Here is a 25,905-nt window from a genome sequence, read left to right as displayed (position 1 = left end):
CTCAAAGCCCCCAGTGTATAATGAACTCAAGAAAGGTATTCAGATGCAAAATCTGATGCCCTCAGTTAAATTTTATATTCTATGTATAAGACATAGCATCCAAAACTTTCCTAGGGTCGTGGATGCTATTTCTTATTATGTCGATCTATATAAGTCAAAGCCGCAAAAATTACCAATAGTAAAGTCAATACTTCCATTGTATTCATGGGCATCACCCTCCTTTGTTACTAGAGGGCAAGATCGAAATGCATCCGTCTTTCCAGTTCAATAATACCGAATCAGTATACCACGTTCCTTTTTATGGAACAACCTATAATTTTAAATGGTCTGCTTGATGATGCGGGTGATGATGCCGAGGGCAACGTTCCGTTCCTCATCAATATGCGTCACCACAAAGGATACCTGATCCTTTTTCCCGACTGTCCGGCTGTCATAGCAGGAGTGGGCAATGGCATTGACACCGATGGAGAGCCGGACAAAGACGGTGCCTTTATGGATGTCTTCCACAGTTCCGGCGTATTTTCCCTGAATCTTACATTTTTTCATGTTTTCCTTGCTGGTGTTGCCTTCCACACTTTTGACATCTGCGTGGACAATGACCTGCTCCGGTGAGTCTGCCCGCACATCCAGGATGCGTACCAGGATGTGATTGCCTACCTGGAAGCGTTCTCTGGCATCACCCATCCAGTCGAAGGACAGGTCTCTGGCAAGAATGGAGGTTTCCACACCGAAAATTTCCGCCCGGACTACCTTTTCCGCAACGGCAATGACTCTTGCCTGCACGATACGGTCTTCATAAACTTTCGGCATTCCGGAAGCATCTTTATCCAGATAGAAGATCTGGCGTTTCTTCAGCATCGCTTCTTTCCGGCTGGCGACAATGCTGCGTGTCTTCGGATCTAATCCCTTGATCAGAAAATCAATCTCACATCCAAGCATATTGTTGAGGATTTTGTTCTGCCGCAGAGCAAGCTCCCCATAATCGTGTGCTTCATCCTGCATGAGATGGATCATCATCTCAGTTACTGGGATGACAGTACGGAAATCCTTGTAGTAAACCACGGCAATGAGGCTGCCGTTTTCTGTTTTCTCGATACCGCCAAGCATTCCGGTTAAGATCCGGCGGGTACGGTAGGCATTCTGGATCTCATGCCAGGTAAGGTCTGAAATGGACTGGGCTGTTTCCAGCTTCGCATCGGAATCCAGAGTTAAAATAGGTGTGTTGGTTGTTTCGTTTGGCATCATAGTGTCTCCTTTCAAATTATGACATGATAGAATCTTTATCTAAAGGAACCATGTCTGTGTGATCCGAATAGTTATCTGCTGAGAAGTCATCCGGGAAATCGTGATAGCCAGGTTCCTGATAAACGCTTTGCTGGTCAAAGTGCGGTTCAGCTTTTTTCTTTTTCTGCTTTCCATAAGAAGCGGTTTTTTTCGGGTGGGAAGCAGGAATAGTTGGAGTGTACGTATATTCTTCACTACATGCTCCTTTTCTCCATTCCGGAATATGTTCGGAAGCCTTCCGGGGAATGAGTTTTTGGGCATCCGGGTGCAGGGTGTAATCGTATTTTTCTACCTGCAGTACCTTCTGACCACGCAGGATAATCAGTGCAGTATCCAGCGGGAGCCGCAGGATCTCATCCGGAGTTAAGAGCTTTCGTTTCCCGATGGATCTGGTCTGGCGGTATTCCGGTGTATAATCGGATACCCTCCAGCTATTTAATTGTTTGGCTTCGCTGCTGACACCAACGGTCACATCACCGGAGCGGTTAGAGATAAATGTAGCAGTTACCTCATCCGTACAGCCTAAAAATAGCTGAGTGTCGCAGTTCCCGATGATTTCCTGCCATTGGTTTAAGGGATACCGGTTCTGCATCTGAGGCAGGTTTTGGAAAATGCAGGAAATACTGAGGTTTCGACTTCGGATCACGGAAATCTTTTTGTTGAGCGATAGGATTGCTCCCGTATTCGCCAGCTCATCAGCCAGGATATGTACCGGAACCGGCAGTTTTCCATCTTCCCCATAGGTGTCTGCATAACGGACCAGTTTGATAAATACGAAGGTCATAAACAGGGAAGAAAGAAAATCAAAAGTGCTGTCTTGATCCGAAGTGATGCAGAAGTATGCACATTTTTCTTTTCCCGGCAGCGTCAGGTTGATCTCATCATAGGAAGTGATCTGGCGGATCAGCTTGTTCTGGAATACCTGAAGTCTGGAACCGAGTCCGATGATGACGCCGGAACGTACCGTGTCACTTGCCTGCTTATAGATGCAGTAGGGGACTTTTGCCGGATGGGAGACCGGAAGCAGGTCAAAGAGGCTGTTCAGTTCTTTTTCCGAACTCATGGTCAGGAGTTTGTATACCTGTCCGATATTCTTTGCCTCCGGTGGGAATCCCTGATCCACATAGAGAATCAGAGCTTTTAATAAGTTCATCTCGGCATTGTCCCAGAAGTGATCGCCTTTGGCAGAACCGGTATTCTGGATGATGACATCAGCAAATACCTGTGCCATGGTTTCCTGTCCGCCAATTTCACCCAGACAATTCCAACTATCCGAGTTTTCCGGGTTTACAAGATTAAAGGATTTCACGATATATCCGGCATTCTCAAGGTAAGTGGCTGTACTTTCGTACAATTCCGATTTTGGATCGGTGATGATGAGGCTTTCCCCGCGGGCAACACACTGGAAGATCATGTTGCGTGCAAAGGCCCGGCTTTTCATGGAACCGCTGGCACCGTAAACGGCAATATTCCGGTTCATGCGGGTATCCTTCGGGAGACAAACGGCTTTTCCGTTCAGTTTTCCAAGAATGGTTCCCTTGTGTTTCTTGACATCATTCGTAAGCTCCAGTACCTGATGCATTTCCTCCAAAGTCATAAAACCGGAAGTCCCATAGGTTCCCTTTGTGGAATAATTCAGGTTCCGGCCCCGGTCTGTTATTTCCCCGTTTCGGTCAAATCCCATACGCATGAGAAGGAAGGTCAGGAGTCCAAAAGCTGCCAGACATAGAAAAATCCCATACAGATTGTACGGGAAAGCAGTCAGGGCATCCAGACAGGCGAGCGGGTGCGGGGAGGGGATCTGCGGGGCAGTTCCGTTTCCGGCAAAATTGCCGGCAGATTCCCAGGTCTGATAGTTGCGGATAAATTGAGCAACATAGCCTCCTGCATAGAGGGTGCAGAAGGTGATCGGAAGCATATAAATGAGCTTCCACCATTTACGGTTCATGTAAAAACCCCCTTTTGAATTTGCAAAGGTCAATACTGGAGAAATGGATTGTGGCAGTTAAGTATTTTTTCAGGACCGGAATCTGAAAATCGAAACAGATCAGGTTCCCGGATCTGCCGTATACATTTAAGCCGGTATTGAACCGGTTGATTCGCTGCATGTCAAAATCATAAGCAAGAAGGATGGGGTTCCCGGAAGCATCCGTGGCATCATGTTCCAGTGGAATTGAATCGCTGCGGCAGCCCAGATCGGACAGCAGGAGGTTGTCCAGCTTTTCCATGATCTCAGGGTGAACCAGCAGTTTTAAAAGCACTTCCCCTTCCGGAGTATTGGGAAGGTAATGGAAATGCTCGAAGGAGGTGTCCAGCATAAACAGGCTCTTTTTGTAGCCTCCGGTACTGGTAAACAGCCGGAAAGCCATTTCCATGTCGGTTCCGGTCATGATTGCCCGGATCTGTGGATGTCCGTTGTAAGGGTAGCCTTGCAGGTAATGCTGCAGGAAGGCGTTTAAGCGGACTTCCGTTCGATATTCCCATTTCAGGACTCCGTTTCCCGTGTTATAAAGGACATAGACACATTGCGGTGCCATCAGGATGCCCATGCTGCGGGAGTTCCTAATCTTCGTGGTCTCCGGGCCCAATTCCTTAATTTCTCTGGAAGCGTAAAAAAGAGGAAGGCTTCGCATACCGATGGAACCAGCTTCGCGGTGATTACAGAAGATGTCAGGTTTTACATCCGGATAAAAGGGAATCCCGGCATGAAGGAGTGTCAGATACGTTTCGGCTTTCTGATGTAAGCGGATACGTCGGGATACTTCACTTCGGATGAGGTTCGTCTCGGTATTGCCGGTCAGATAGCACTGGAAGCGTAGCGGCGAGACAGATAACAGCATCTCTTTCGCAGCTTTTGTAAGACGGTAGCCTCTGAGAGCATCCCGGTAGTGGGTACGGATGAGGTGTTCCGCCTTCAAATCCGTAATGAGTTTTTCCGCATAGGAGGCACTTGGGATGAGTCTGTTTAGCTGGTCTGCGGGAAATTCCCCGCACATCCCTATCATTTCCAGTAAGCGGTATTTCGTAGTGTCAGGTCTTATCAAATAAGCATCACCTCAATTCAGTTCTTACCCATGCAAGCCTATACTTGGGTAAATCTCCGGTGGTTTGGAGATAAAAAAAGCAAGAAAACAAAGTTCCCTGCGGTGGTTCTTACCGATGTCGGATTTCTGCCTGAGAAGTCAGGAGATTTTCCGACATGCTTTCGTGATGATTTTTCTGGTTCTGCAGCCATTTCGGAAAGTCAGCTTTTTCCATAACCGATACCAGTGTACAGTCCTTTAAGCCAAGCTGTGTCGTGTAGTAGGAATCACAGAAAAAGCCGCTGTCATCTGTCAGAACATAAGTACAAAGTGTATCCAGAATCTGTTTAAACTCCAGATTGTCATAATCCCGGATACGTCTTTGAGGAAGTTCCCTGTCATATATTTGACTGAAACATATCACGCAGTCACGATAGAGGGGCAGGGCATTTTGTTTTACATACTCCCGAAGCATATAATTAAGCGGTTCATGGAGAAATGCAGTGTTTGTGTGGACTCTTCGTTTCGGAAGCAGTCCGGGAAGCGTAATGGTGAGAATCCCCTGCTGTTCTGCAATCCGCATTCCCTGTGCATCTGCCACTTTGGGAAGATAAGCTGCTTGATTTGGGGAGAGAGCCGGACAGACAAGGTTACGCATCTGGCAGGCAATCCGCTCCGCCCGAAGAGCAGCACTGACGCTCAGTTCCTCAAAATTTTTATCATAATTCTGGATATCAGTGACCTTCAGAGCGTAAACGGTATTCGTCAGTTTTTGCAGCTCCCCTTCCAGTTTTTCAAGCCGCTGGTAAATGGTTGGTGTATTTTGCGTCATAATAACCTACTTTTTCATGTAGTAACTGACAGCACCGGATTCATTTACAAGGCAGTAAGCGGCTACATCATCAATGGTGATTTTGGCAGCCTGGCTTTCGGATTCTAAGACAATCAGGCGTTTGGAACCATGTGATGGGATACTTTCCATCACATGATTGATCAGAGCCTCCTGTTCTTCACCGATATAGATGATTTCGTATTGTTCATCTTGCGAAAAGAAATTGAGCTTGATTGGAAATTCGCCACTGGTGTGGTATACAACACCTTTCTTAAAATCCAGCAGTACCCAGAAGCATGTAATTATAGCATAGTCAGGATTTTCAGCAGACTGCTGGCTGTCACAAAGAAGGTCATGCTCTTTATCGTAAATGATGCGCCCTTGTTTGATGAGGCTGGTAATCAATGACTTGATAGACTGCTCATGTCGGGAGAAAAGTTGTAAAACCTGGTCATACCTCAGAGTATGGTAAGTGGTAATGAACCGTAAGAGCTTGGCTCCCTCTCCTTGATAGATTTCGTTCCTTGTTTTCATGATTGACTCCCTTCTATATATAATAGGAAACTTTATACATATGGCTGTACGTACAGGATACGTTTGGTATTGTAAGTATAGTGTACGTACAAAGTACATAGAACCTGCTGTCAGCGATTGAATTTACAGGTACAAAAAAAGCACCATCTATGGGTGCTGGAAATAAGGAAAACTATAAGCAATACCTATTGTAGCATGGGTAATTTTACGCTTCAATCGCAGAAGCAGGTCATTTCTGTGCCATTTTCACTGGTTGGCATAAAAAAAGCAGGAAACCATTTTGATTCCCTGCATGGTGTATTGTTGTGCTTTTGTGTAGTTCTAATGATTACTTGTCTTTATAAAATGCTTCGAAAGCTTGTGCGAAGAATTCGGCTGTACCATTGCCGTATTTTTCATCTATCATAGGTTTGATTTTTTCATTACGGTAATATTGAGCCTGTGCAACCATCAGACCGTGTTCTTTCTTTATCTGTGAAAGTTGTTTCATAAGAAAACCGTATTCGGAAACAAGTTCTCTTACTTCAGAAGAATCTGGTGAACATACTTTTTTAGCTGCTAATTTGTATAAAAGATTGTCAAATTGTTGGTTGTAACTTTCTGCAGCCTCTTTGCTAATAGGATTGTTGGCAACAGACAGGAATTGCTCTTTTCCTCCATACCACTCAACAACTTTAGCATAGCCTTTCTGCATTTCTTCTGATGAAACTGTCTTAATATAATGCTTTTTCCATTCTTCAATGCTTCCAAACTCTTTTACAGCAAGTTCTTTCATATTGTCAGGCATATGTTCAAACATAGTTTGGAACATTTCTTCAACTTCCGTTTTACTAAAAATCGCAAAATCCATTTTATTCTCTCCTTTCAGGATATCATCAATGCTGGCAATCAGATGTTCCATACGTTCTTTCTTTGCTACCAACATTTTTCTCTGCATTTGCAAGATCTGGTTCCTTTCAAGAGCAGGATTCTCCAGAACAGCTTTGATTTCTTTCAAAGGAATGTCAAACTCACGGAAAAACAGAATCTGCTGTAATATTTCCAATGCCCTATCGTCATAAAGCCGGTATCCCGCATCACTTTTTTGTGTTGGTTTTAAAAGCCCGATTTCATCGTAATAGTGAAGCGTGCGAACGCTGATACCTGTAAGTTCTGATATTTCTTTGACTGTCCTCATAGTTGCTGACCTCCTGTTCCTGATAAGATAACTGTACGCTATGACGTTCCGTGAGAGTCAATATATATTTTGCATTTTTTAGTATAACATTTTTATGATATTACGAAAAGCCGAGGAGATAGGCGATATGTATTACTCTGGAAAGAACTTGTTGAGCGTATCCAATGTCTCTTTTGCAGTAAATCCCCAAAGGATGGTACTGAGTGCTTCAATCGCAGCCCTGCGTTTCCGGTAATAGGTGCGGTAGGAAATATTGGTGATGTGGTGAGCCAGCTTATCCAATATCTCATCTGTATTTTTCATTTCCTGTGGAGAGAGAAAAGCGTAGTAGAGAATCCAGTAATACTGTTCCCCATGCTTGTGATTGTTCCGGAGGAGATCGATGGATGATTCCAAAAGCTTCAGCATCTGGTTGCTTCTGGCAATACTTTTTGCCCGTTGTTCGATGTCGCTTCCGGTAAGATCAGCCCCGGCAGCATAGATGGAGTCCAGAAATTTGTCGATGTCATTGTCGTATTGGAGCTTAAACTGGTGCTCCATCTGGTGTACGACTACCTTCAGGCTGTAGGTTGCATCCCGGTATCTGCGTAAAAACTGATAGGTGTCGTGAAAACGTGGATCTTCTTCGGGTGAAGGAAATCCCTGTGTATTGCGGTTTGCCATGTCTATTCCCCCCCTTTCAGTGCAGAAGGCTCTGCCACGGCAGGCATCTTTTGGGCAGACTCATCCCCTGGACTTACGGACAACTCAAACCGATAAGCGGCATTTCCGTAGGGACAGATAATATTTAGAGTAAATGTATTAAATATATCTTTGCAGGCTGATAATGGAGATAATATATAGCGGGTTTTGGAGCAGTGGCAACATGGAATCCCTTGTGAATCCAATAGTTCTGCGACTTTTTGCACGATAAATTTCATGTGTGAATCTGGAACGCAGGAATCATTTTTTGTAACGGTGATTTGTGAGTCTGTGACAGTTTCTGAAACGCTAACAGAAGCAGAATCCTCAATAGTGATTTCTTCAGGTACATGGATTGGTAATTGCATCTTCATAGCGATCTCCTCCTTGTCAATCATAACGTCGCTGATATTAAACATCACGGACAGGTAATTGTTGAGATAAATTACGCTTCCGTGTTTTCCTGTAAATGAGATAAGTGTAATGTATTCTTTTTCCTCCAGTTTCTTCAAGAGTCGTGATACCGATGCCTTTGACAGACTCCACCTTTCACCCAGTTCATTAAAGCTGGTAAGGGGATTTCCGGTATTATCCCGGTAATAGACAATGGGACCGGAATCAGATCCCAGGACAGAGGAATCGTTGTAAACTGCATGAATCCACAGATCCAGAATAACATCCATTTCCGAGCATTTTCCAATGCCAATTAGTTCGTGAACTTTGGCAATCGGGAAAAAGAAAAACCCTGTATCTTTTTTACAGGGATAGTTGTATTCCAATACGGTATTGTCTTTGGGCCAGTCTGATATTTTGAATTTGACCAGGCGGTTTTTGCCGAGAAGAGAGTAGGTAATGTAATTCTGCTCTTCAAAAAATCGAAGGATGGACAACGCTTGATGTTGGAAACGGCAGCGAAACCATTCCTGAAGATCTGTGACTGTGCAGATCCACTCTCCTGGACCAATGGTATAGGTAATGTGTTCCATCCGGCGGTAGGATGTGCGGTAATTTGCATAGGAGCATAATACCAGATAATAAAAAAGAAAAGAGCCCCCGGTAGTTCGGATGCTCTTGGTAGTGATTAAAGTTTGTATGAAGTCACGGTAAATGCGACAGCGTGGAAATTCCACGATTTGTTTGAGTTCTAATTTGTAATTCATGGTGATCTTCCTTTCAAAGTATATTTAATTGTAATCGGACTTTTCATAGTGTTGGTATCAAGAAGAAGCCGATGGAAGTATAGCAAGTAGTCGTGTCACTCATTGCATTTTTATTGCATTTTTAAAATTTAGATTATGTGGCTATGTTGCTCTTAACTGGTTAAAAAGCCTTTAAAATCGTCTATATGCGTTAATACTCCGTACTGTCTGTCTGGAGTTTGAATAATATATTAGAGCCAAGAAATGCCTATTTTACGGGATTTCTTGGCTCTTTCTACGTCTAGTGACAATCAAATGACAATACTTTAATAATATTCAAGATTAATTCCGATGAATTTTTGAATAATAACTGATATAATATCTTCTACTATATTTTTCATCATTATTTCAAAGAGTAGAATTATTAAAGACCATAAGGTAAATAAATTCATATTTATAGATGAAAAGAACGGACTATTGCTAAGAAGATGGTATAATTCTGTGTGCAGTAACAGAAGTAGAAGTACTATCATAAGTAAGGTATAATATATGTATAAAAAGAATCTTCTGCAGGAACGTATAGTTTCTCTGTATTTTCTTGATTGATAGTAATTAAATAAATCATCTTTTAAATGATTCAAATTGGGTTTATCGGATATAATGTTTTCAATTGTGTCTTTAAAAGTATTATCACTACATGCATTTATTTGTTCCAGATATTCCCATGAAAAATCATCATAGTATGTTGGATAATTTTCAACATTGCTTAAAAATGAGGTGATTTTATCATTTATATCTTCTGATATATCAATAATAATTTTTATTAGTGACAATATAAAAATTGGTATGGATATTAGAAAAGCAATTCCTGATAGATTATCTCTATAAAAGATACTTTCAAAAAGAACAAAAAGAAAAACAGCTCCAAACATTACGCTAGTAAAGATATTTTTTTTAATAAATACTCGTTCTTTCATTTGTAATAACTCCTTATGGAAAATGATTATTATTTAGAGAAAATGCCAACTTTTTTTGTCATGCTTTATGGCATAGAGAGTTTTCTTGTATTGTTTAATCATTTGGGAATTGACTCTTCCAGTCTAAATATTCTTTTTCTGTAATCTCTTCATTTCTGAATTTCTGGTACATATCAGCCCATGTTCCAATATGCTCCAGCATATTTAAAGAATCGTGACCTTTGTCCTTAAACATGAGCTGAGGTACACCTGATTCATCTCGGTAGGCGTGCAGCCCATATTGATCCTCTAAAGCAAATAATGCGTGCATGACACTAACATAAGTATCAAAGTTTGGATCAGACATGGCGTATGGACTGATCTTTAATGAGTTTGCTATTTTTTCTAATTGTTTTGATGATGGGAAACGATTTCCAAGTTCATAATTTCTAATTGCCGATTCGCTCAATCCGGACATGATTGCCAATTCTTTCTGTGTATATCCTTGATCGATCCGGAATTTTCTTATTTTCTCACCTACTGTCATGGGAAAACACTCCTTTGCTGATTGTTACTTAAAAGTATAACATAAACAGTTCAAAAATGAAATACAAAAACAAAACCGTTCATTTTTGAAATTATTCTATTGACAGTACGGAAATGAAATGTTATGATGCATATACACCGTTCGATAATGAACTGAAAAAGGAAAGGAGGGATATAGATGGCTAGTAAATTATTTATATCAGCAAAAGAAGTAGCGAAAGAATTAGAAGTATCTGATTCCTATGCGTATCGTTTGATCCGTCAGTTAAATGCTGAATTAGAACAAAAAGGTTTCGTTGTTGTCAAGGGAAAAATCAGCCGTAAATATTTTGAAGAACGAGTTTACGGTATGAACGAAATGAAATAGCAGGAGGTGATGTTTTGACAGTAATTAAAAACCAAAAGTCAAATACTTACGAGGTGAGAACTTATTATAAGGACTGGACCGGCGTAAGAAAGCAGAAGACGAAAAGGGGATTTAAACGCAAATGTGATGCTCAGGAATGGGAAAGAGCGTTTAAATTAAAGGAGAATTTGAGTCTGGATATGTATTTTGAAGATTTCGTAGATCTTTATCTGAATGATATCAAATCCAGAATCAAATATAATACCTGGCTGACGAAAAAGCATATTGTAGAAAAAAAGATTCTCCCATATTTTTCGAAAAAGAAGTTGCAGGAAATAAAACCTTCCGATATTCGACAGTGGCAGAACACCATGATGAACTATCGGAATAAACAAGGAGAAGGCTATTCGCAGGTCTATCTAAAGACCATCCATAATCAGCTGAGTGCAATTTTGAATCATGCAGTTAATTTCTATGATTTGAAAAGCAACGCTGCACGCAAGGCTGGATCTATGGGAAAAGAAAGAACAAAAGAGATGCTTTTCTGGACAAAAGAAGAGTATATGAAGTTCATTGAAGCGGTGGCGGATAAGCCGATCTCCTTTTATGCATTTGAAATTCTATATTGGTGTGGAGTCCGTATGGGAGAGTTGTTAGCGCTGACACCGGCAGATTTCGATTTTCAGGCTTGTACTATCCGGATCAATAAATCTTATCAAAGATTAGAGGGGAAGGATATTGTTACGGATCCAAAGACTGTGAAGAGTAATCGTATGATCACCATGCCAGAATTTTTAAGCGAAGAATTAGAAGCGTATATAGGAATGCTGTATGGTTTAAATGAAAATGACAGGATATTCCAAATTTCAAAGAGCTATCTTCATCATGAAATGGATCGTGGTGTAAAGTTGTCAGGAGTGAAGAGAATACGAATCCATGATTTACGACATTCTCACGTGTCATTGTTGATCAATATGGGATATTCTGCAGTGGCAATTGGAGAAAGGGTAGGGCATGAAAGTGTGGAGATCACATATCGATATGCACATTTGTTCCCGACAATCCAAACAGAAATGGCGGAAAACCTAAATCAGGAAAGAGAGGAATATCTGGATGAGTGAAAAAAATAGGGATAGCAAGAATCGGTGGCGTAATGTAACCATAGCATTTCGAATGTCTCCGGAAGAAGATGCAGAATTAGATTTAAGAGTGAAACTTTGTGGATATCAGACGAGACAAGAATATATCATTGAAAGCGTTTTACATCAAAAAGTTACAGCAGTAGGAAATCCGTTGATGTTAGTACAGTTTAGAAAACAACTTAAAGGGATTGAAGAGGAACTGAAAAGGTTGACTACATTAGAGGATGCCGATGAAGAGTTGTTTACACCTATTCGAACGATGTTGGAAATATTAAATGCATTTGCAGAAGAAAGGAACTATGAAAGAAGGACAAAAGAAAAAGCCCAGAAATAATCTGAGCAAGTTTCCTGATCATCAGAATAACTGATATATCACCTTAACAACTTGAGTATATCACAAAATTGTTGTTACAACAATTGCTAAATTCTGTTTGCCAGGGACTTGCCCGGTTGGGCAGGAGGTGGAAATGGAAGATAATTATAAAGAAGTAAAAAAGGCAGAACCATGCCTGAAATTGATCCACATGGATCAGGTTGAAGTGGAAGAAATCGAGTGGCTCTTTTATCCATTCATACCATACGGGAAGGTCACCATTATTCAGGGAGATCCTGGAGAGGGTAAGACCACCGTGGTGTTGCAGATTATTGCAAAGTTAACAAAAGGAGAAGCAATATTAAGTGAAACAAGCGAAGGAAAATCCGAAGAGATAGGTGTAGAGCCAATCAATGTGATTTATCAAACAGCTGAAGATGGATTGGGCGATACGATCAAACCGAGATTGTTAGCGGCAGGGGCTGATTGTTCCAGAGTCTTGGTGATTGATGACCAGGAACAGCCATTAACAATGGTAGATGCAAGGCTGGAAGAAGCAATCATACAGACGAAAGCAAGACTTGTAGTATTAGATCCAATTCAAGGCTTTCTTGGGGTTGGTGTTGATATGCATAGGGCAAATGAGATTCGTCCATTGATGAAAAGAATTTCTGTATTAGCAGAGAAATATCAATGTGCCATTATTCTGATCGGTCATATGAATAAGAATAGTAATGGAAAATCATCCTATCGTGGATTGGGGTCTATTGACTTTCAAGCGGCAGCAAGAAGCGTGTTGATTGTTGGAAGAGTGAAAGATGAACCGGAAATCCGAGTGATCTGTCATGTAAAGAGTTCTCTTGCTCCGGAAGGAGATGCTATCGCCTTTCGATTAGACAAAGAAAAAGGATTTCATTGGATTGGAAAATATGACATCAGTGTAGAGGACTTATTGTCTGGTGATGGACGAGGGCAAAAGATCCGAAGTACGAAAGAATTTTTAAAAGAGATCTTAGCAAATGGATCAATGGAACAGGCAAAAATAGCGGAAGAAGCAGAAGAACGAGGAATTAAAAAGAAAACACTTTGGAATGCGAAGAAGGAATTACAGATTGATTCTGTGAAGATAGGAAATAAATGGTTCTGGATGTTACAAGACGAGTAAAGGAAGATGGCAAGATTACCATATCTTAAAGAATAGGGAATCTTGCCACCTTGAATAAAAAGGAGTGAAGCAATGAAAAAAGTACAGATTGATTATGAACTGTTTCGAAAATTGATCTTTTATCATCTGTGTTCAGATGCTCAGTATGAAGAAGAGATTCGAAATGGCTTGGAAGAAAAATTGGATGCATTAGTCAGACATGAACTCTATACGAAGTATAAGACTGCTCCTTCTGAGGAAGAGCAGGAGAAAGCACGACAGGAATATTTAGATAAGCGTGGAGTGTCAGCCAGTTATCGATGGTGATGTTTGTTTGGGGAATATAGAACAGGAGCGTGGCACGCACCTGTGAATATCAAACAAGGAAAATTGTCGTAGAGTGTAGCCGATACGGTACTGGCTGATTTGAAAGCTCCCGGCAGGGCGCAAGGGTACTTTTGATGGACGTTAGGCTGTCGAAAGTGCTTTTGCGTTACTTTTGACAAAAGTAACAAAACATAATCGTCATATCTAGCGTTTTAAAATGAATGAAAGGAGATTTATTGAAGAGGACAATTAGTTTTATGACAGGGAAAGGCTCCCTGAACCATAATAGTAGAAAATTTCATGCAAAGAATACGGATCCGAACAGAACCCATTGGAATGTTGAATATTGTAATGAAGATATCAAAGACGTATATCATGAATTATTTGACGACGCCTTGAAGCGTTACAACGATAAACAGACTCGAAAAGATCGTAAGATCGATGATTACTACGAAAAGATACGTTCCGGAAAACAAGAAAAATTATTTCATGAGGTTATTATTCAGATCGGTGATAAAGACAATATGGGATCAGAAACGATGGAAGGACAACTTGCTGCAAAGATATTAGATGGATACATGAAAGGATTTCAAGAACGGAATCCTACGTTGCGAGTATTTGCTGCACATCTACATTTAGACGAAGCAACCCCACATCTGCATATTGATTTTATTCCCTATGTTACAGGAAGTAAGCGAGGACTCGATACAAGGGTATCTCTAAAACAAGCATTATCATCATTAGGATTTAAAGGTGGGTCTAGAAGTGAGACGGAGTTAAATCAATGGGTGCAATCGGAAAAGGAAAAACTAGCTATGGTCATGAGGGAAAATGAGATAGAATGGGAGCAGAAAGGAACTCATGAAACACATCTTTCTGTATTGGATTACAAGAAAAAGGTTCGAGAACAGGAAGTAGAAGAATTAACGGAACATAAGAAGTTATTGGAACATAATTTGCATGATATCAGTGAATGTGTGAATGAGATTCAAAAGGAAAAAGAACAGGTAGAAAAAGAGAGAGAGACAGTAATTCAAAAGACAGAAGTGTTAGAGAAACGATTTTCTGCACTAAATTCAAAAGCTGGACTTGTTGACTCACATGCACGTGAGTATGGATATTATCCGGAAGAATGGCTACCGGAAGCCGGAACTTTAGAGTCTGCAAAATCTTATCGGAAGAGGATATTTCCTTTGGTGAAAAAAGTTGCGAACATGATACAGGCATTATATAGCAAGTGTTTGGATTTGAAAAACAAAAATCAAAAGCTATCAGATCGAAACCTGGATCTTGAAAATCGTGTAGATCGGTTGAGAGAGGAAATATCTGTTATAAAGAAAGAGAATATAGCTTTGTTAAATGTGGCATATGATATGAATCGGGTTGTAGCTGTTTTGGGAGAAAATAAGGTCAAGGAAGCAATAGAAGTGGCAAAACATTTGGAACAGGCAAATGCAAAACAAAAAATCAAAAAGAGACGAACAGATAGAGATGGTAGATAAAAATGGGATTGTAAAAAAGGAATAGTTCAGAACAGATTCTGGACTATTTTTCTTTTGAAATAATGATGATAAAAAGAAAATCAAGAATGAAAGTTAAGAAACTATAATGTATAATAGCTTAGAAATGAAAGATGAAAATAGCATGTTTTATGTACTATAAAGCCTGAATAACAGTATGGCAAAGGAAATTTGCGTAATATTTTGGGATATGCAAAGCTGTATTGCTAGCCATCAAGCATGAAGGTGAGTAATAATATGGCTAAAGGAGGTAAGCAAATGAATATCGGTGAAAAAATTATCGAAATCAGAAAAGAAAGAAAAATGACACAGGAGGATTTGGCAAAAATATTTCATGTAACAAGGCAAACAGTTTCAAATTGGGAGCATGAGAAAAGTTATCCAGATTTGCAAACAATTATTCAAATCAGTGATGAATTTAATATTTCGCTGGATAAGTTGTTAAAGGAGGATATACAAATGGTGAAAAAAATCGATAGTTATAAGAAATATAAAAAGGTATTTTGGGGAGTGGGAATATCTATTTTAAGTATTGTTGTTTGTGTAGTAGTATATCTGGCTGTATGTACAGTGCAACATAATAAAATGTATGATAAGGTGATAGACGCTGGATTTAAAAAAGAGTTGACGAAAGATTTTATCGAAAAATATCAAGGCTATTATGCTTTGACAGAAGATGGCGTGGATTATTTGGTGGAACCAAAGGCTATTGGGAAATACGAGTTAGATAATAAGAATTTTGTTTTAGTTGCTCGAAAAGGAGAGCAAGATATTACATTGATGATTGATGAGAACAAAAAAATTACATTAGCATTATACCCGGGACAGATTGAAATTGATCAGGAAGGAAAACAAGTGAATGTAACAGAAAATATGACGGAGGAGCAAAGAAAACGTGAAAATGAGTTGTTAAGCGAACGAAAGGAAGAACTTATGACTATTCTTCATAAAGCTTTAGAACTTTGGGAAGCAATAAATAATTAAAAATTTAAAGTGTACATAGTTTCAATTTGATAGAAGTATAATAGTGAGGGAAAAATAGCTCAGAGTTGTAAGGACTGGGCTATTTTTCATATGAAAAATATGATATTATGGAATGTAAAGAGTACTGATTAGTTGATTTGCATTATTTCGTATCATTTTACTGCTAAAGAAGCCATGGAGTTGAGGTTAAAAGAAAAAGGGATAGAATTTATTTTAAAATTTCAAAAGATGGAATGAGGAAAGGTGCAATTGAATAAAAAATAAATTGATTTTAAGTTTTATTTGTAAGTTTTGGCTGTATGAGGATTTAGTCGATGTGTAATTTGATTTACAAGACTAAAATGTTAAATAGTAAGTGGAGGAATTATATATAATGATTAAAAGTATAACCATACATGGATTAAGAGGATTTGGCAGAGAACATACAATTAATTTTGCTATTCCATCAGGGCGTCAGGGAAGTGGTTTAACAATTATGGTTGGCTCTAATAATACTGGAAAAACAACGATTTTGGAAGCAATACGTTCGTTTAATTCTCCTAAAGACAATCCCCCATCTTTTTCGGAGAGGAAAAGAAATATGAAATGTGAGAATGGAAAAGTACATTTAAAACTTCAAACAGATACAGATGAGATTTATACAATTGATACAATTTCAAATGGTGGTAGCACAACAATTATGAGGAAAAATGGAGTGCAGGATGATGATTGGTGGGATGGACCCAAAACATTTGTTCTTCAATCTAGGAGATTTGTAGAATATGAATTTAATCAATCACATATGGATCGTAATGACTATGTTCGAAATCAACAAATGAATGTTCACAATCGTTCATCTTCGATATATGAGTTTAATGCTAGACTGTTTAAAATGCAGAAGAATAAAGAACAGTTTGATAAATTGCTTAGACAAGTGTTGGGGTATGATCTTGAGTGGACAATAGAACAAAATGATAATGGTATGTATTATTTAAAACTTATCGTTAATGGTTGTACACATAGTAGTGAGGGATTGGGAGATGGCATATGGAGTGTATTTACCATATGTGATGCTCTTTATGATTCTGAACCGCATTGCACGATTTCTATTGATGAGCCAGAATTATCATTACATCCCGCCTATCAAAAGAAAATTATGGCATTATTCAATCAATATTCTAAAGATAGACAAATAATAATTAATACACATTCTCCTTATTTTATTGATATTTCATCAATTGTAAATGGAGCCTTTCTCTATAGAACGGTTAAGAATAATTTGGGGGATATTGAAGTATTTCTTCTTTCAGAAGAATCTAGAAAAAATTTAAGAGGTTTTTTAAATAATTACAATCAGCCGCATACTTTGGGAACAGAAGCGAAAGAAATCTTTTTTTTGGAGGATAAAATAATTATTACGGAAGGTCAAGAGGATGTTATCATGTATAATAAAGCAGCTGAATCTGTTCAACTTTCTTTGGATGGAGCTTTTTTTGGTTGGGGATCAGGAGGGGCGTCCAATATTACTAAAATAGCTACCATCTTAAAAGATTTAGGATATAAAAAAGTTTTAGCAATTTTTGATGGAGATAAATCTGATGATAAACTTAAGTTTGAGCAAGACTTCCCGATGTATGGGTGTGAAATTATATCTGCACCGGATATTAGGGATAAACCTGAAGTTAATAAGGAGTTCAAGGAAGGGATGATGACCCAGGGAGGATGTTTGAAAGAAGCGTATAAAGATGAAATGATATCCTTGTTTCAAAAGATTAATGGTTATTTTAATAATGACTGACGTATTGCTTTTGCGTATATTTATTTTGGTCTGCCTGATAAGAAGATGACAATAAAATGACAATACAATTAGATGAAACATAGCGAATCCATGCAAAACAGTTCAAAAGCGAACTGATTTAAAGCTGAAATACCAGAGAAACACTACAAAGCAGATAGAACTTTGCGAGTTCGAATAAAAAAATGGAGCTCGGAAATCCAGTGTTTATGCGGATTTCCGAGCTCTTGTTATGTGGTTTGAGTTCAGATTGAGTACAAATTAGTTCGTTTTTGAAGAATCAGCTTGGTCGAGTAGTTCATTTAGCTCTTGTAAATGTACTATATTGGTATCTGTATTATCAGAGGTTAAAAATGAAAATTTTTTAGAAAGCCATTTTATTAGTATGTATAGCACAATACAAATAAATGCAGGAAAGTAATTGGGAGTTTTCCCGGTTGCATAGGAAACAATAATATCTATGCAGTATGGAATGACAGCACCAATAATAATATCTGGTAAATTTAGGTGGGGTTGAATTTTAATTTTATTTACTTTGTTACGTATCAGTTTCCAATCGTTTTCCATGATGGATATTTCATTATGATTAGCAGGACGACTAATAATTATATTCTCGTTTTCTTTGACCTGTGCAATGCTTGAAGAACTACTTATATTTGGAATATTACTATTTTCTATTCTTATATTATCATTTGCCAATATAGTCACCTACTTTTCGTTTTCAGATTTAGTAACTGATGGATTTTCTGGATCAGGTGGATCTATAAGTCCAGATTTTAGTGCATTAATGAAGTAAGTATTTCCACAGTTATCGCATGTTAAAGGAACCATAGGGAATGATGTTCCACCTATCAAAATTCCTTTATAGTCAAACTCTACGGCTTGGAATACTTGGTCAGATATATTCCAGTGATTATTTCCACATAAAGGGCATACTGAACCGTGAATTTTTTTAAGGTATTCATTTAGTTTTGACTGTTCAACTTTCATTGTAAATCCTCCATAATATTTTTAAACATAACTATGAAAAAATTGATATTTTTGATCTTTGCAATTCCAACTCAACTTTTTCCTTTGTTTCTACTATTTCATCTATAGCTACCTGTGTTGCTTCATTTGGATTATCCCCAGCGGATTTCAATGCGCTCTGGTAGATGTAATTCAATTTTTCCCATTTCAACAGGTCATTAAATACTTTATAACTTCTAATATTCAATAAAGCATCCTGCAAAGACAGCGTATGTGCTTTCCCTCTGCTGGTATATCCGATTTCGAGATAAGAAGAAAGAACCGGATTCAGATTGATAGATACAGTATCATCTTTTAACAACTTGTCTTCTCCACGCTCTCCGCTGATCTGGAGGATGCCGGAATTGCAAAGGACCATAAGTACGCCCATCAGATCACCGACTGTTTCTAGACGAAGTCCGGCAGTATCACTGCCATTCAAAGCATTATAACTGACACCGAGTGCAGCTGCAATTTTCTCTAACTGAGGAGGTTGTGGCTGCATTTTATTGGTTTCGTATTTTCGGATAGAAACCGGATGGATACCGGTCAGCTCAGCCAGTTTATCTTGCGTGATTCCGAGTTGTTTTCTGCAGTATTTGATTTTTTCTCCTATGGTCATTCTTATCGTCCTCCATGTATCGAGATGGCTACATTATACCATGTTTGAAAAAATTTTTCTACTAGCATTTCAAAATACTTGACAATAGCGAAGCCGCTACATATAATGAAGACACAAAATGTAGCGATAACGCTATAATGAAAAGGAGGATGTATATATGGCAGAAAACAACAAGATTTATATTACTGCAAATGAACTCGCAGAAATGCTGGGTGTTTCTGTAGGTCATGTTTACAAGCTAATCCGTAAGCTGAATCAGGAACTGGAAAAAGAAGGGTTTCTGGTGATTGCAAGTAAAGTTCCCAGACGCTATTTTGAAAAACGCTGGTATGGTTTCAGTACATAGGAGGTGGTCGAATGAAAGCGGAAAAAGACAAGAAAACAGGAAAATGGTTGATTCAGTATCGTTATACGGATTGGCAGGAGAAACGCCGGAAATCCACTAAAAGAGGTTTTGCGACCAAAAGAGAGGCGGAGGAATAGTAAATAGTTATAGTTTTGATATGTTTCCATCTATGACACCAGAGTATATACTTAATAAATTTATGGTTGTAAAAGATATTGACGATGAAATTTATAAAGATGTTGAGGATGTATGTAATCATCGATATGGTGAAGATGAGTCAATCGATGAAACACCTACTGTGACAGAAAAAAAGGATAAATTTAAAATTGATTTATAAAAAAGAATTCTCTCTTTTGTAAAAACATTGAACCGCCATTTTTGTTAAAAAAATGGCGGTCTTTACATTTGCCTATTATATTTGAGAAAATCGCTCCTGTGTTCATGTTTCCTGAACTGTTAGCCTTGTGAGTTGAGTGTATCAACTTTCAGGGCAATCAGGTTGATGTCAGAGTGCATGGCTTTGGCAATCTGGAGACGATGAAGAAAAGTCTATAAATAATAATCTTCTATGATAATGATTGAGCTGGAAGCGCTAAATTAGAGCTTCCAGCTCTTGCTATATATATACGACATGATTTCGGGCATGTCAAGAGCAGACGTCAAAAACGTCCTTCTCATCATGCATATAGATTCTGTTATTCTGGGAGTCGTCCCTCATACATAATGCTGAGTTCACCGTAGACCCGTCCCCAGTTTCTAATGCTCATAGTCCATTTTTTTGTGGCTTCAAAAGTTGCCAGATACAGGGCTTTCAGGAGTGCTGTATCACTTGGAAATACGCTTCTCTGACGGTTGAGCTTACGGTAGGTAGAATTCAGACTTTCAATTGCATTGGTCGTGTAAATAACCTTTCCGACATCCGGTGAAAACTTGAAAATCGGCGTTATTGCATCCCAGTTATCATACCAGCGTTTCATAGAATTCGGGTATTTTGCGGTCCATTTTTCAGTAACACGATCTAGTACTTTTTAAGATAAAGTAGAAATAGTGCAATTTTCACAGGATATTATACAAGAATTACATAGAAATATATTGTATTATTGATATAGTATTCTTGAATTGTATGTGAGGAGAAAACTATGGCAGCTGAAAGAAAAACATTAACACAGTTATCTGTGCCAATATGCTTAGAAACTTTATTTTATATGCTTTCAGGTATGGTCGATACGCTTATGCTATCATCTGTAAGCGACCAGGCTGTAGGAGCAGTGGGAACAGCAAATACATATATAGGTGTTTTTATTATCATGTTCGGCGTAATATCGTCGGGTATGATAGCTGTTATGTCACAAAATATCGGAGCCGGAAGACTGGGGATAGCGTATCAGGCAAGACAACTTGGACTTATATTCAACGCATTGATAGGTATCGTAATGTCTGTCATTCTTGCTACTTTTTCTGGTGGGATACTTCGAATCGTAAGTATTGCTCCGGCTTTGCTTGAGCCGGCTGAAATATATCTTAGAATTGTTGGCGGCGCATGTTTTTTAAATGCACTGATTCCTATTTTCTCCAGTTATTTGAGAGTGTTTGGATATACAAAACATTCTTTGATAGGAACTGTTGTTGGAAATGTTCTCAATATAATACTTAATTCAGTATTCTTATTTGTATTCAACTGGGGTGTAATGGGAGTTGCTGTTGCCACGGTTATTTCAAGAGTTGTAAATCTTATTATTGTAGCAGGTATGGGGGCTGTGCTTATAAAAGCAAAACAGAGTCCTGAGCGAATTGCATCAAGAAAGATATTTGCGCAGATTGTTAAGATTGGTTTTCCTTCTGCGCTTGAAACAGCACTTTACAACATCGCAATGACCTTTATTGTGCGTTTTATGAATCAGATGGATGTGGATGGAATGAATGTTACAGCACGCTCATATGCTGTACAGATTGCAAATTTCTCATATTGTGTGGGAGCTGCCCTTGCTCAGGCAAATGCAATTATGACCGGTTGGAGAATTGGAGCAAAAGAGTTTGAGGAATGTAACAGGGGAACGAGAAAAGCTGCGATATACGGTATCATCACAGCGACCTGTTTTTCCGTGACATTTGCATTGGCAGGACATTTTATCGTGCATATATTTACTGATGATACACAGATGATAAATCTTGTGGTAAAGTTGTTAATAGTAGATGTCTTTCTTGAATTTGGAAGGGTAACAAACCTTGTATATGGTCAGGCATTAAAAACGAGTGGAGACGCACTTTTCCCGGTTATACTAGGTGCAATATTTATGTATTTGTTTGCAGTTGGCGGAACTTATTTTCTCGGAATACACATGGGACTTCTGGCTGTAGGATCATATATTGCTATGGCAGGTGACGAATGTGCGAGAGCTGTGGGAATGGTACTTAGATGGAAGAGTGGAAAATGGAAAAGTAAAGGTCTTATAGAAGTATAGGAGAGATTATGTACTTTGAATTAAAGGAAAATAAACCGCATGGTACAAAGGATGATCCGTTTAGTACATATCATATAAAAAATGAGGGACGATCATTTCAGATACCGGTACATTGGCATGATGAACTGGAAATTATATATGTAAAAAGTGGGTTTTTGACTGTAAGTATATCAGGAGAAAATTATATTGGAACCCCCGGGGATGCTTTTGTAGTGTCGCCGGGCAATCTGCATTTCATGGGTTCACAGGCTGGAGAAGTGGATTATTTTACTTTCCTTTTTCCACTTGAATATATCTCTTTTTGCACAGATGACATGTTAGATGATAAATTGCTTACTCCATTAAAAAATGGTCATTTGATGATAAGACCAAGGATCAAGGATGCAGCAAAAGAGTTGTGTGAGCAGTTGGCCGAAATATATATGGCAAAAAATGATGAAAAGAAGTTGGAAATAGCTGTTCAGATAAAGACAAAAATAATTCTTTTACAATTTATTCTTCACATGTGGGAGAATGGATTTATAATCGAAAATGATAAAAGTGGAAGAAATACTGTAGAAAAAGAGATGATTTCATACATACAGCAGAGTTTTACAGGGGAGATATCATTAAAGGAATTTGGGGAACAGTTCCATCTTTCTGAAAAATATGTATCGCAATATTTTAAAGAACATTTTCATATTACGCTTTCAAAATATGTTACATATTTGCGGTTGGAGCATGCAAAACAGTTGTTACAAAATTCGGACATTCCAGTTACAGAGGTTGCAATGCTCAGTGGCTATCAGAACGTAAGTTATTTTATCAGAAGCTTCAAAAAAACATATGGAGTGTCTCCGTTAAAATATAGAAAAAATGAGCCGAGTACATGGATTTAGCGGAGTGTGAAAGAAACATAAACGATGTTACAAACAAAAGGTTAGGGAACACCTGAAAGGGAGTTTCCTAACCTTTTGTTGTATAGAGCTGTTATCAGTCTGCTCAATCAATAAATAATCAGGCAATTTTATGCTACAGGAACATTTCCTGTAGATTTCCTTTCAATCAGCTGTGTATGCAATAAAAATGTACTGATTGAAACGCCATTAAGAAGACTGGATAACGCAAAGAATCCACTTTTTCCCAGTTCAATACGATCTTGTCTGATTGTAGTCAGTGGAGGTGATGTATAAGCAGCGATTGGCAGATCATCAAATCCGATAATGCTGACATCATCAGGAACCTGATATCCGAGCTGTTGGCATTGGATAAGAGCTGCATTCGCAAGGGTATCCTGGCTGCAGATGATGGCTGTTGTTCCATTTTCCAGAAAACGAGGTAAATGTTTCTCCATACATTCTGACAGATAATAAGCGCAGCCGGTGGTGGCAGGAGAAGTCTTCAGTCCATGTTGGTGCATGGCACGGAGAAAGGCTGCATGTCGTATCTGGAGAATCTGAGATCCAAGGGAACCGCTGAGATAGGCGATATTCCGGTGTCCGAGTCTGGTAAGATAAGAGACAGCAATTTCCATTCCCTCATCATTATCGATACCTACATAAGCGGTGGTCGGATTTCCAATAATATAGTTATCGAAAAGTACGGCAGGTGTATGGCTGGTTTTAAAGTCACGGATCCATGGATCATTCAGAGAAAAGCCAAGTGCAAATGCGCCCACATAATCATGTTCCAGCATAAAAACATCATAATGTTGGTTGCGTTGCATCTGAACATCAACAGGTACAATCAGAGCATGAGTGATGTTGTATGTCAGGCATTGGATCTCCTGTACGCAAGAGAAGAACAACAAAATAATAAAGAGTAAAATGGAGTTATTTTGGAGTTTATTTCTTCATAAGTGGTGCGAAAAGCACAAAAATAGAACACACGTTCGAAACATAAGCCTCTAATAACATCCTTTGCGTGTCATGAAACGCAGTCCGCAAAGGAGTTTGAATAGAATTTTGCAAAAATAGATCCAGTATTTATGCGGGCTCCAAGCAAATTCCGTTATTTTTTGGCAACGGAATGGCTTTCCTTTTTTGACGTGAGAGAAGAGTTATTTTTGATTAAATAGATTGTTACATTCGTCTATAATAGCTTCAACTGTGCGTACCTGTGAAGGCGTGAGTCGGCGGAGCTTATCTGAGAGAATCAACAGATCCTTATCGATAATTTCACCAGTGAGCAAATAGTCGGCACTTACTTCTAAAGCAGAGGAGATTTTTAACAGATTTTCAGGTCTCATTGCCCGTTTTCCTGATTCCGCATAAGAAACAAACTGGGTAGTGACTTCCCCTTTTTCTGCAAGTGCTTCTTGAGTGAGTCCCAGCTTTTTTCGACGATCCATAATTCTTTTTCCAATTTCCTGTAAACATAATTCGTTATCCGACATTAGTATAAAACATCTCCTCTTGTATTGTTAAATTATATCCACAATAGATGATAAAAATAAGCGTCTACTGTTGACTAAAATCAACAATACGCTATATAATCAGAGATAAATATTGAAAAATCGTGGATGCATAACAAGTAGAAAAAGTAGTATATGGGAATACGAAAAAACGAACAGCTATAATGAAAGAAAATGAATTCTCAGGAGGACTATGATTATGGGACAGATGGATTTTTCAATAGAGGTATCAGAAAATGAGATAGAAAAATTCGCAGATTATTTATACCAGAAAGAAAATGCAAAGGCAACAATCAATAAATATATGGCAGATATAAAAAAGTTTTTATCTTTTTTGGCAGATGATAAGCGGATCAATAAAAAAATATTGTTGCAATATAAAGAATGGCTTGTTCAAAAATATGCTGTCAATAGTGTTAATTCGATGCTTGCCGCATTGAATCAGTTCCTAGAATTTTTGAATGTAGGAAATCTGAAAGTGAAAAGAATAAAAGTGCAGAAGCAGCCTTTTTTACAGGATCAGAAAGAAGTGACAGAAAAAGAATGCAGGAAATTGATTGCAACAGCTATGGCAGAAGGAAAAGAACAGCTTGCATTGTGTATTGAAACAATAGCATGTACAGGAATTCGGATCAGCGAAATAAAATATTTTACAGTGGAGCGTGTAAAATCTGGAAAGATAGAGATTTATAATAAAGGAAAGTATAGAAGGATTTTTTTGCCGAAGGTATTGCAAAGGAAACTTCTTTCCTATTGCCATAATAACCAAATAGCAGAAGGGTGGATATTTGTCACGAAAAATGGGAAGTTAAAAGACAGAAGTAATATTTGGAGAGAAATGAAACGATTAAAAGAAAAGGCAGGAGTAGCAGAATCAAAAATATTCCCGCATAATTTTCGACATCTATTTGCAAGGATTTATTATAAAGTAACAAAAGATATTACAGGTCTTGCAGATTTACTTGGACATAGCAGCATCAATGTAACGAGAATATATACAGCAACTACAGAAACAGTGTTCCAAAAGAAGCTAGATAAGATTGTCGAACAGGAAATATTGGAATGTACAACATAATATCAGTTATGTTGTTTATGGACAGATTAATTTTCGTACGATATAATGTTAAATAACACCATGTTATATGTTATGCTGTTCATATTACATAGTTCCTTTCTGATTTTTTTGGTAGCTGTGCCCTATTTAAGTACCGCTCTTGGGAAATTGGCTATAATCTTTATTATTTTTATTGCTTAAAGTTCTCTTTTAGAGGAAATGAATGACTTGCAGAAATAGGGTAGAACAGGTTAATAGAGGCACTGTACAACATAACTGATATTATGTTGTATTGATTT

General features: G+C 38.4%; 28 protein-coding genes and 2 pseudogenes. 14 read left to right on the top strand and 16 right to left on the bottom strand.

The window, feature by feature from the left end:
• Positions 1–318: 318 nt before the first annotated feature.
• The 10 genes from DXC04_RS08510 to DXC04_RS08465 form a co-directional block, all read right to left on the bottom strand.
• Positions 319–1,245 carry an RNA-binding protein gene (locus DXC04_RS08510; RefSeq protein WP_117718923.1) on the bottom strand — a complete coding sequence of 309 codons (927 nt, stop codon included), beginning with the start codon at positions 1,243–1,245 and terminating at the stop codon, positions 319–321.
• 16 nt (positions 1,246–1,261) lie between these two features.
• On the bottom strand, positions 1,262–3,232 hold the full coding sequence (locus DXC04_RS08505; protein WP_022415647.1) for a VirD4-like conjugal transfer protein, CD1115 family: 1,971 nt from the start codon (positions 3,230–3,232) through the stop codon (positions 1,262–1,264).
• Entirely contained in the window at positions 3,222–4,202 is a 981-nt protein-coding gene (locus DXC04_RS08500; RefSeq protein ID WP_243112130.1) for a hypothetical protein, read from the bottom strand. Before DXC04_RS08500 ends, DXC04_RS08505 begins: the two co-directional genes overlap by 11 nt.
• 235 nt (positions 4,203–4,437) lie before the next feature.
• The gene (locus tag DXC04_RS08495) at positions 4,438–5,139 is read right to left on the bottom strand and encodes a DUF6100 family protein (RefSeq protein WP_117470885.1); all 702 of its coding nucleotides are present in this window, start codon (positions 5,137–5,139) and stop codon (positions 4,438–4,440) included.
• Between the two features lie 6 nt (positions 5,140–5,145).
• Positions 5,146–5,673 carry a DUF5697 family protein gene (locus DXC04_RS08490; protein ID WP_117650428.1) on the bottom strand — a complete coding sequence of 176 codons (528 nt, stop codon included), beginning with the start codon at positions 5,671–5,673 and terminating at the stop codon, positions 5,146–5,148.
• Between the two features lie 328 nt (positions 5,674–6,001).
• A complete protein-coding gene (locus DXC04_RS08485) occupies positions 6,002–6,850 on the bottom strand; it encodes a MerR family transcriptional regulator (protein WP_005333545.1) in 849 nt (282 codons plus the stop codon).
• A gap of 132 nt (positions 6,851–6,982) precedes the next feature.
• The gene (locus DXC04_RS15445) at positions 6,983–7,513 is read right to left on the bottom strand and encodes a hypothetical protein (protein ID WP_005333547.1); all 531 of its coding nucleotides are present in this window, start codon (positions 7,511–7,513) and stop codon (positions 6,983–6,985) included.
• 2 nt (positions 7,514–7,515) lie between these two features.
• Positions 7,516–8,691 carry a MarR family transcriptional regulator gene (locus DXC04_RS08475; RefSeq protein ID WP_023921589.1) on the bottom strand — a complete coding sequence of 392 codons (1,176 nt, stop codon included), beginning with the start codon at positions 8,689–8,691 and terminating at the stop codon, positions 7,516–7,518.
• A 305-nt stretch (positions 8,692–8,996) separates the two neighbouring features.
• A complete protein-coding gene (locus tag DXC04_RS08470; RefSeq protein WP_118660821.1) occupies positions 8,997–9,647 on the bottom strand; it encodes a hypothetical protein in 651 nt (216 codons plus the stop codon).
• A gap of 94 nt (positions 9,648–9,741) precedes the next feature.
• Positions 9,742–10,173: a helix-turn-helix domain-containing protein gene (locus tag DXC04_RS08465; RefSeq protein ID WP_118660819.1), complete on the bottom strand. Its 432-nt coding sequence runs from the start codon at positions 10,171–10,173 to the stop codon at positions 9,742–9,744.
• 177 nt (positions 10,174–10,350) lie between these two features.
• On the opposite strand from DXC04_RS08465, the gene DXC04_RS08460 reads away from it, so the two are divergent.
• The 8 genes from DXC04_RS08460 (at position 10,351) to DXC04_RS08425 (ending at position 17,725) form a co-directional block, all read left to right on the top strand.
• On the top strand, positions 10,351–10,539 hold the full coding sequence (locus DXC04_RS08460) for a hypothetical protein (RefSeq protein WP_003019365.1): 189 nt from the start codon (positions 10,351–10,353) through the stop codon (positions 10,537–10,539).
• Between the two features lie 14 nt (positions 10,540–10,553).
• Positions 10,554–11,639, top strand: coding sequence for a site-specific integrase (locus DXC04_RS08455; RefSeq protein ID WP_118660817.1), 1,086 nt, complete (start codon positions 10,554–10,556; stop codon positions 11,637–11,639).
• Positions 11,632–11,994 carry a plasmid mobilization protein gene (locus tag DXC04_RS08450; protein ID WP_118660815.1) on the top strand — a complete coding sequence of 121 codons (363 nt, stop codon included), beginning with the start codon at positions 11,632–11,634 and terminating at the stop codon, positions 11,992–11,994. Before DXC04_RS08455 ends, DXC04_RS08450 begins: the two co-directional genes overlap by 8 nt.
• A 133-nt stretch (positions 11,995–12,127) precedes the next feature.
• Positions 12,128–13,138, top strand: coding sequence for an AAA family ATPase (locus DXC04_RS08445; protein WP_118660813.1), 1,011 nt, complete (start codon positions 12,128–12,130; stop codon positions 13,136–13,138).
• 72 nt (positions 13,139–13,210) lie between these two features.
• Entirely contained in the window at positions 13,211–13,444 is a 234-nt protein-coding gene (locus DXC04_RS08440; protein WP_118660811.1) for a complexin-2, read from the top strand.
• Positions 13,445–13,701: 257 nt separating this feature from the next.
• Entirely contained in the window at positions 13,702–14,946 is a 1,245-nt protein-coding gene (locus DXC04_RS08435; RefSeq protein WP_199692538.1) for a plasmid recombination protein, read from the top strand.
• Between the two features lie 276 nt (positions 14,947–15,222).
• The gene (locus DXC04_RS08430; protein ID WP_118660807.1) at positions 15,223–15,948 is read left to right on the top strand and encodes a helix-turn-helix domain-containing protein; all 726 of its coding nucleotides are present in this window, start codon (positions 15,223–15,225) and stop codon (positions 15,946–15,948) included.
• 373 nt (positions 15,949–16,321) lie between these two features.
• Complete coding sequence (locus tag DXC04_RS08425) at positions 16,322–17,725, top strand: ATP-dependent nuclease (protein ID WP_118660805.1); 1,404 nt, start codon at positions 16,322–16,324, stop codon at positions 17,723–17,725.
• 258 nt (positions 17,726–17,983) lie between these two features.
• Here the strand turns inward: DXC04_RS08425 and DXC04_RS08420 are convergent, their stop codons facing one another.
• Genes DXC04_RS08420 through DXC04_RS08410 form a run of 3 tightly spaced genes read right to left on the bottom strand, consistent with a single transcriptional unit; the run spans position 17,984 to position 19,352 of the window.
• Entirely contained in the window at positions 17,984–18,421 is a 438-nt protein-coding gene (locus DXC04_RS08420) for a hypothetical protein (protein WP_118660803.1), read from the bottom strand.
• A 9-nt stretch (positions 18,422–18,430) separates the two neighbouring features.
• A complete protein-coding gene (locus tag DXC04_RS08415) occupies positions 18,431–18,712 on the bottom strand; it encodes a hypothetical protein (RefSeq protein ID WP_118660801.1) in 282 nt (93 codons plus the stop codon).
• A gap of 31 nt (positions 18,713–18,743) precedes the next feature.
• Positions 18,744–19,352, bottom strand: a complete 609-nt coding sequence (locus DXC04_RS08410) for a helix-turn-helix domain-containing protein (RefSeq protein ID WP_118660799.1) — start codon at positions 19,350–19,352, stop codon at positions 18,744–18,746.
• 157 nt (positions 19,353–19,509) lie between these two features.
• On the opposite strand from DXC04_RS08410, the gene DXC04_RS08405 reads away from it, so the two are divergent.
• The 3 genes from DXC04_RS08405 (at position 19,510) to DXC04_RS15530 (ending at position 20,035) form a co-directional block, all read left to right on the top strand.
• Positions 19,510–19,698 carry a helix-turn-helix transcriptional regulator gene (locus DXC04_RS08405; RefSeq protein WP_118660797.1) on the top strand — a complete coding sequence of 63 codons (189 nt, stop codon included), beginning with the start codon at positions 19,510–19,512 and terminating at the stop codon, positions 19,696–19,698.
• 11 nt (positions 19,699–19,709) lie between these two features.
• Entirely contained in the window at positions 19,710–19,835 is a 126-nt protein-coding gene (locus DXC04_RS08400) for an Arm DNA-binding domain-containing protein (RefSeq protein WP_330426448.1), read from the top strand.
• 62 nt (positions 19,836–19,897) lie between these two features.
• Positions 19,898–20,035 carry a hypothetical protein gene (locus tag DXC04_RS15530; protein ID WP_199692537.1) on the top strand — a complete coding sequence of 46 codons (138 nt, stop codon included), beginning with the start codon at positions 19,898–19,900 and terminating at the stop codon, positions 20,033–20,035.
• Between the two features lie 358 nt (positions 20,036–20,393).
• On the opposite strand, the pseudogene DXC04_RS08385 reads toward DXC04_RS15530, so the two are convergent.
• Positions 20,394–20,720 (bottom strand): annotated as a pseudogene (locus DXC04_RS08385) (transposase); the annotation flags it as partial.
• Between the two features lie 117 nt (positions 20,721–20,837).
• Between DXC04_RS08385 and DXC04_RS08380 the strand changes: the two are divergent.
• Together DXC04_RS08380 and DXC04_RS08375 are read left to right on the top strand one after the other, a co-directional pair.
• On the top strand, positions 20,838–22,160 hold the full coding sequence (locus DXC04_RS08380; RefSeq protein ID WP_118660793.1) for an MATE family efflux transporter: 1,323 nt from the start codon (positions 20,838–20,840) through the stop codon (positions 22,158–22,160).
• A gap of 8 nt (positions 22,161–22,168) precedes the next feature.
• The gene (locus tag DXC04_RS08375; RefSeq protein WP_118520709.1) at positions 22,169–23,038 is read left to right on the top strand and encodes an AraC family transcriptional regulator; all 870 of its coding nucleotides are present in this window, start codon (positions 22,169–22,171) and stop codon (positions 23,036–23,038) included.
• A 128-nt stretch (positions 23,039–23,166) separates the two neighbouring features.
• Here the strand turns inward: DXC04_RS08375 and DXC04_RS08370 are convergent.
• Together DXC04_RS08370 and DXC04_RS08365 are read right to left on the bottom strand one after the other, a co-directional pair.
• Positions 23,167–23,886: pseudogene (locus DXC04_RS08370) on the bottom strand (LacI family DNA-binding transcriptional regulator); the annotation flags it as partial.
• Between the two features lie 312 nt (positions 23,887–24,198).
• The gene (locus DXC04_RS08365) at positions 24,199–24,534 is read right to left on the bottom strand and encodes a helix-turn-helix domain-containing protein (RefSeq protein WP_109215980.1); all 336 of its coding nucleotides are present in this window, start codon (positions 24,532–24,534) and stop codon (positions 24,199–24,201) included.
• 217 nt (positions 24,535–24,751) lie between these two features.
• Here DXC04_RS08365 and DXC04_RS08360 point away from each other — a divergent pair, with 217 nt between their 5' ends.
• Positions 24,752–25,627, top strand: a complete 876-nt coding sequence (locus tag DXC04_RS08360) for a tyrosine-type recombinase/integrase (protein ID WP_243112129.1) — start codon at positions 24,752–24,754, stop codon at positions 25,625–25,627.
• Positions 25,628–25,905 lie beyond the last annotated feature (278 nt).

Origin of the sequence: Dorea sp. OM07-5 (assembly GCF_003481355.1) — a bacterium.
In the GTDB taxonomy this organism is placed as follows: Bacteria; Bacillota; Clostridia; order Lachnospirales; family Lachnospiraceae; genus Dorea_D; species Dorea_D hominis.
The sequence above is the reverse complement of the archived record's forward strand: the minus strand, read 5'-3'. Positions and strand labels throughout refer to the sequence as shown.

Excerpts from the sequence above, each read along its gene's own strand:
- DXC04_RS08510 (WP_117718923.1), bottom strand. The coding sequence starts at position 1,245 with ATGATGCCAAACGAAACAACCAACACACCTATTTTAACTCTGGATTCC.
- DXC04_RS08505 (WP_022415647.1), bottom strand. The coding sequence starts at position 3,232 with ATGAACCGTAAATGGTGGAAGCTCATTTATATGCTTCCGATCACCTTC.
- DXC04_RS08495 (WP_117470885.1), bottom strand. The coding sequence starts at position 5,139 with ATGACGCAAAATACACCAACCATTTACCAGCGGCTTGAAAAACTGGAA.
- DXC04_RS08490 (WP_117650428.1), bottom strand. The coding sequence starts at position 5,673 with ATGAAAACAAGGAACGAAATCTATCAAGGAGAGGGAGCCAAGCTCTTA.
- DXC04_RS08485 (WP_005333545.1), bottom strand. The coding sequence starts at position 6,850 with ATGAGGACAGTCAAAGAAATATCAGAACTTACAGGTATCAGCGTTCGC.
- DXC04_RS15445 (WP_005333547.1), bottom strand. The coding sequence starts at position 7,513 with ATGGCAAACCGCAATACACAGGGATTTCCTTCACCCGAAGAAGATCCA.
- DXC04_RS08475 (WP_023921589.1), bottom strand. The coding sequence starts at position 8,691 with ATGAATTACAAATTAGAACTCAAACAAATCGTGGAATTTCCACGCTGT.
- DXC04_RS08470 (WP_118660821.1), bottom strand. The coding sequence starts at position 9,647 with ATGAAAGAACGAGTATTTATTAAAAAAAATATCTTTACTAGCGTAATG.
- DXC04_RS08465 (WP_118660819.1), bottom strand. The coding sequence starts at position 10,173 with ATGACAGTAGGTGAGAAAATAAGAAAATTCCGGATCGATCAAGGATAT.
- DXC04_RS08460 (WP_003019365.1), top strand. The coding sequence starts at position 10,351 with ATGGCTAGTAAATTATTTATATCAGCAAAAGAAGTAGCGAAAGAATTA.
- DXC04_RS08450 (WP_118660815.1), top strand. The coding sequence starts at position 11,632 with ATGAGTGAAAAAAATAGGGATAGCAAGAATCGGTGGCGTAATGTAACC.
- DXC04_RS08445 (WP_118660813.1), top strand. The coding sequence starts at position 12,128 with ATGGAAGATAATTATAAAGAAGTAAAAAAGGCAGAACCATGCCTGAAA.
- DXC04_RS08440 (WP_118660811.1), top strand. The coding sequence starts at position 13,211 with ATGAAAAAAGTACAGATTGATTATGAACTGTTTCGAAAATTGATCTTT.
- DXC04_RS08435 (WP_199692538.1), top strand. The coding sequence starts at position 13,702 with ATGACAGGGAAAGGCTCCCTGAACCATAATAGTAGAAAATTTCATGCA.
- DXC04_RS08430 (WP_118660807.1), top strand. The coding sequence starts at position 15,223 with ATGAATATCGGTGAAAAAATTATCGAAATCAGAAAAGAAAGAAAAATG.
- DXC04_RS08425 (WP_118660805.1), top strand. The coding sequence starts at position 16,322 with ATGATTAAAAGTATAACCATACATGGATTAAGAGGATTTGGCAGAGAA.
- DXC04_RS08415 (WP_118660801.1), bottom strand. The coding sequence starts at position 18,712 with ATGAAAGTTGAACAGTCAAAACTAAATGAATACCTTAAAAAAATTCAC.
- DXC04_RS08410 (WP_118660799.1), bottom strand. The coding sequence starts at position 19,352 with ATGACCATAGGAGAAAAAATCAAATACTGCAGAAAACAACTCGGAATC.
- DXC04_RS08405 (WP_118660797.1), top strand. The coding sequence starts at position 19,510 with ATGGCAGAAAACAACAAGATTTATATTACTGCAAATGAACTCGCAGAA.
- DXC04_RS08400 (WP_330426448.1), top strand. The coding sequence starts at position 19,710 with ATGAAAGCGGAAAAAGACAAGAAAACAGGAAAATGGTTGATTCAGTAT.
- DXC04_RS15530 (WP_199692537.1), top strand. The coding sequence starts at position 19,898 with ATGGTTGTAAAAGATATTGACGATGAAATTTATAAAGATGTTGAGGAT.
- DXC04_RS08380 (WP_118660793.1), top strand. The coding sequence starts at position 20,838 with ATGGCAGCTGAAAGAAAAACATTAACACAGTTATCTGTGCCAATATGC.
- DXC04_RS08375 (WP_118520709.1), top strand. The coding sequence starts at position 22,169 with ATGTACTTTGAATTAAAGGAAAATAAACCGCATGGTACAAAGGATGAT.
- DXC04_RS08365 (WP_109215980.1), bottom strand. The coding sequence starts at position 24,534 with ATGTCGGATAACGAATTATGTTTACAGGAAATTGGAAAAAGAATTATG.
- DXC04_RS08360 (WP_243112129.1), top strand. The coding sequence starts at position 24,752 with ATGGGACAGATGGATTTTTCAATAGAGGTATCAGAAAATGAGATAGAA.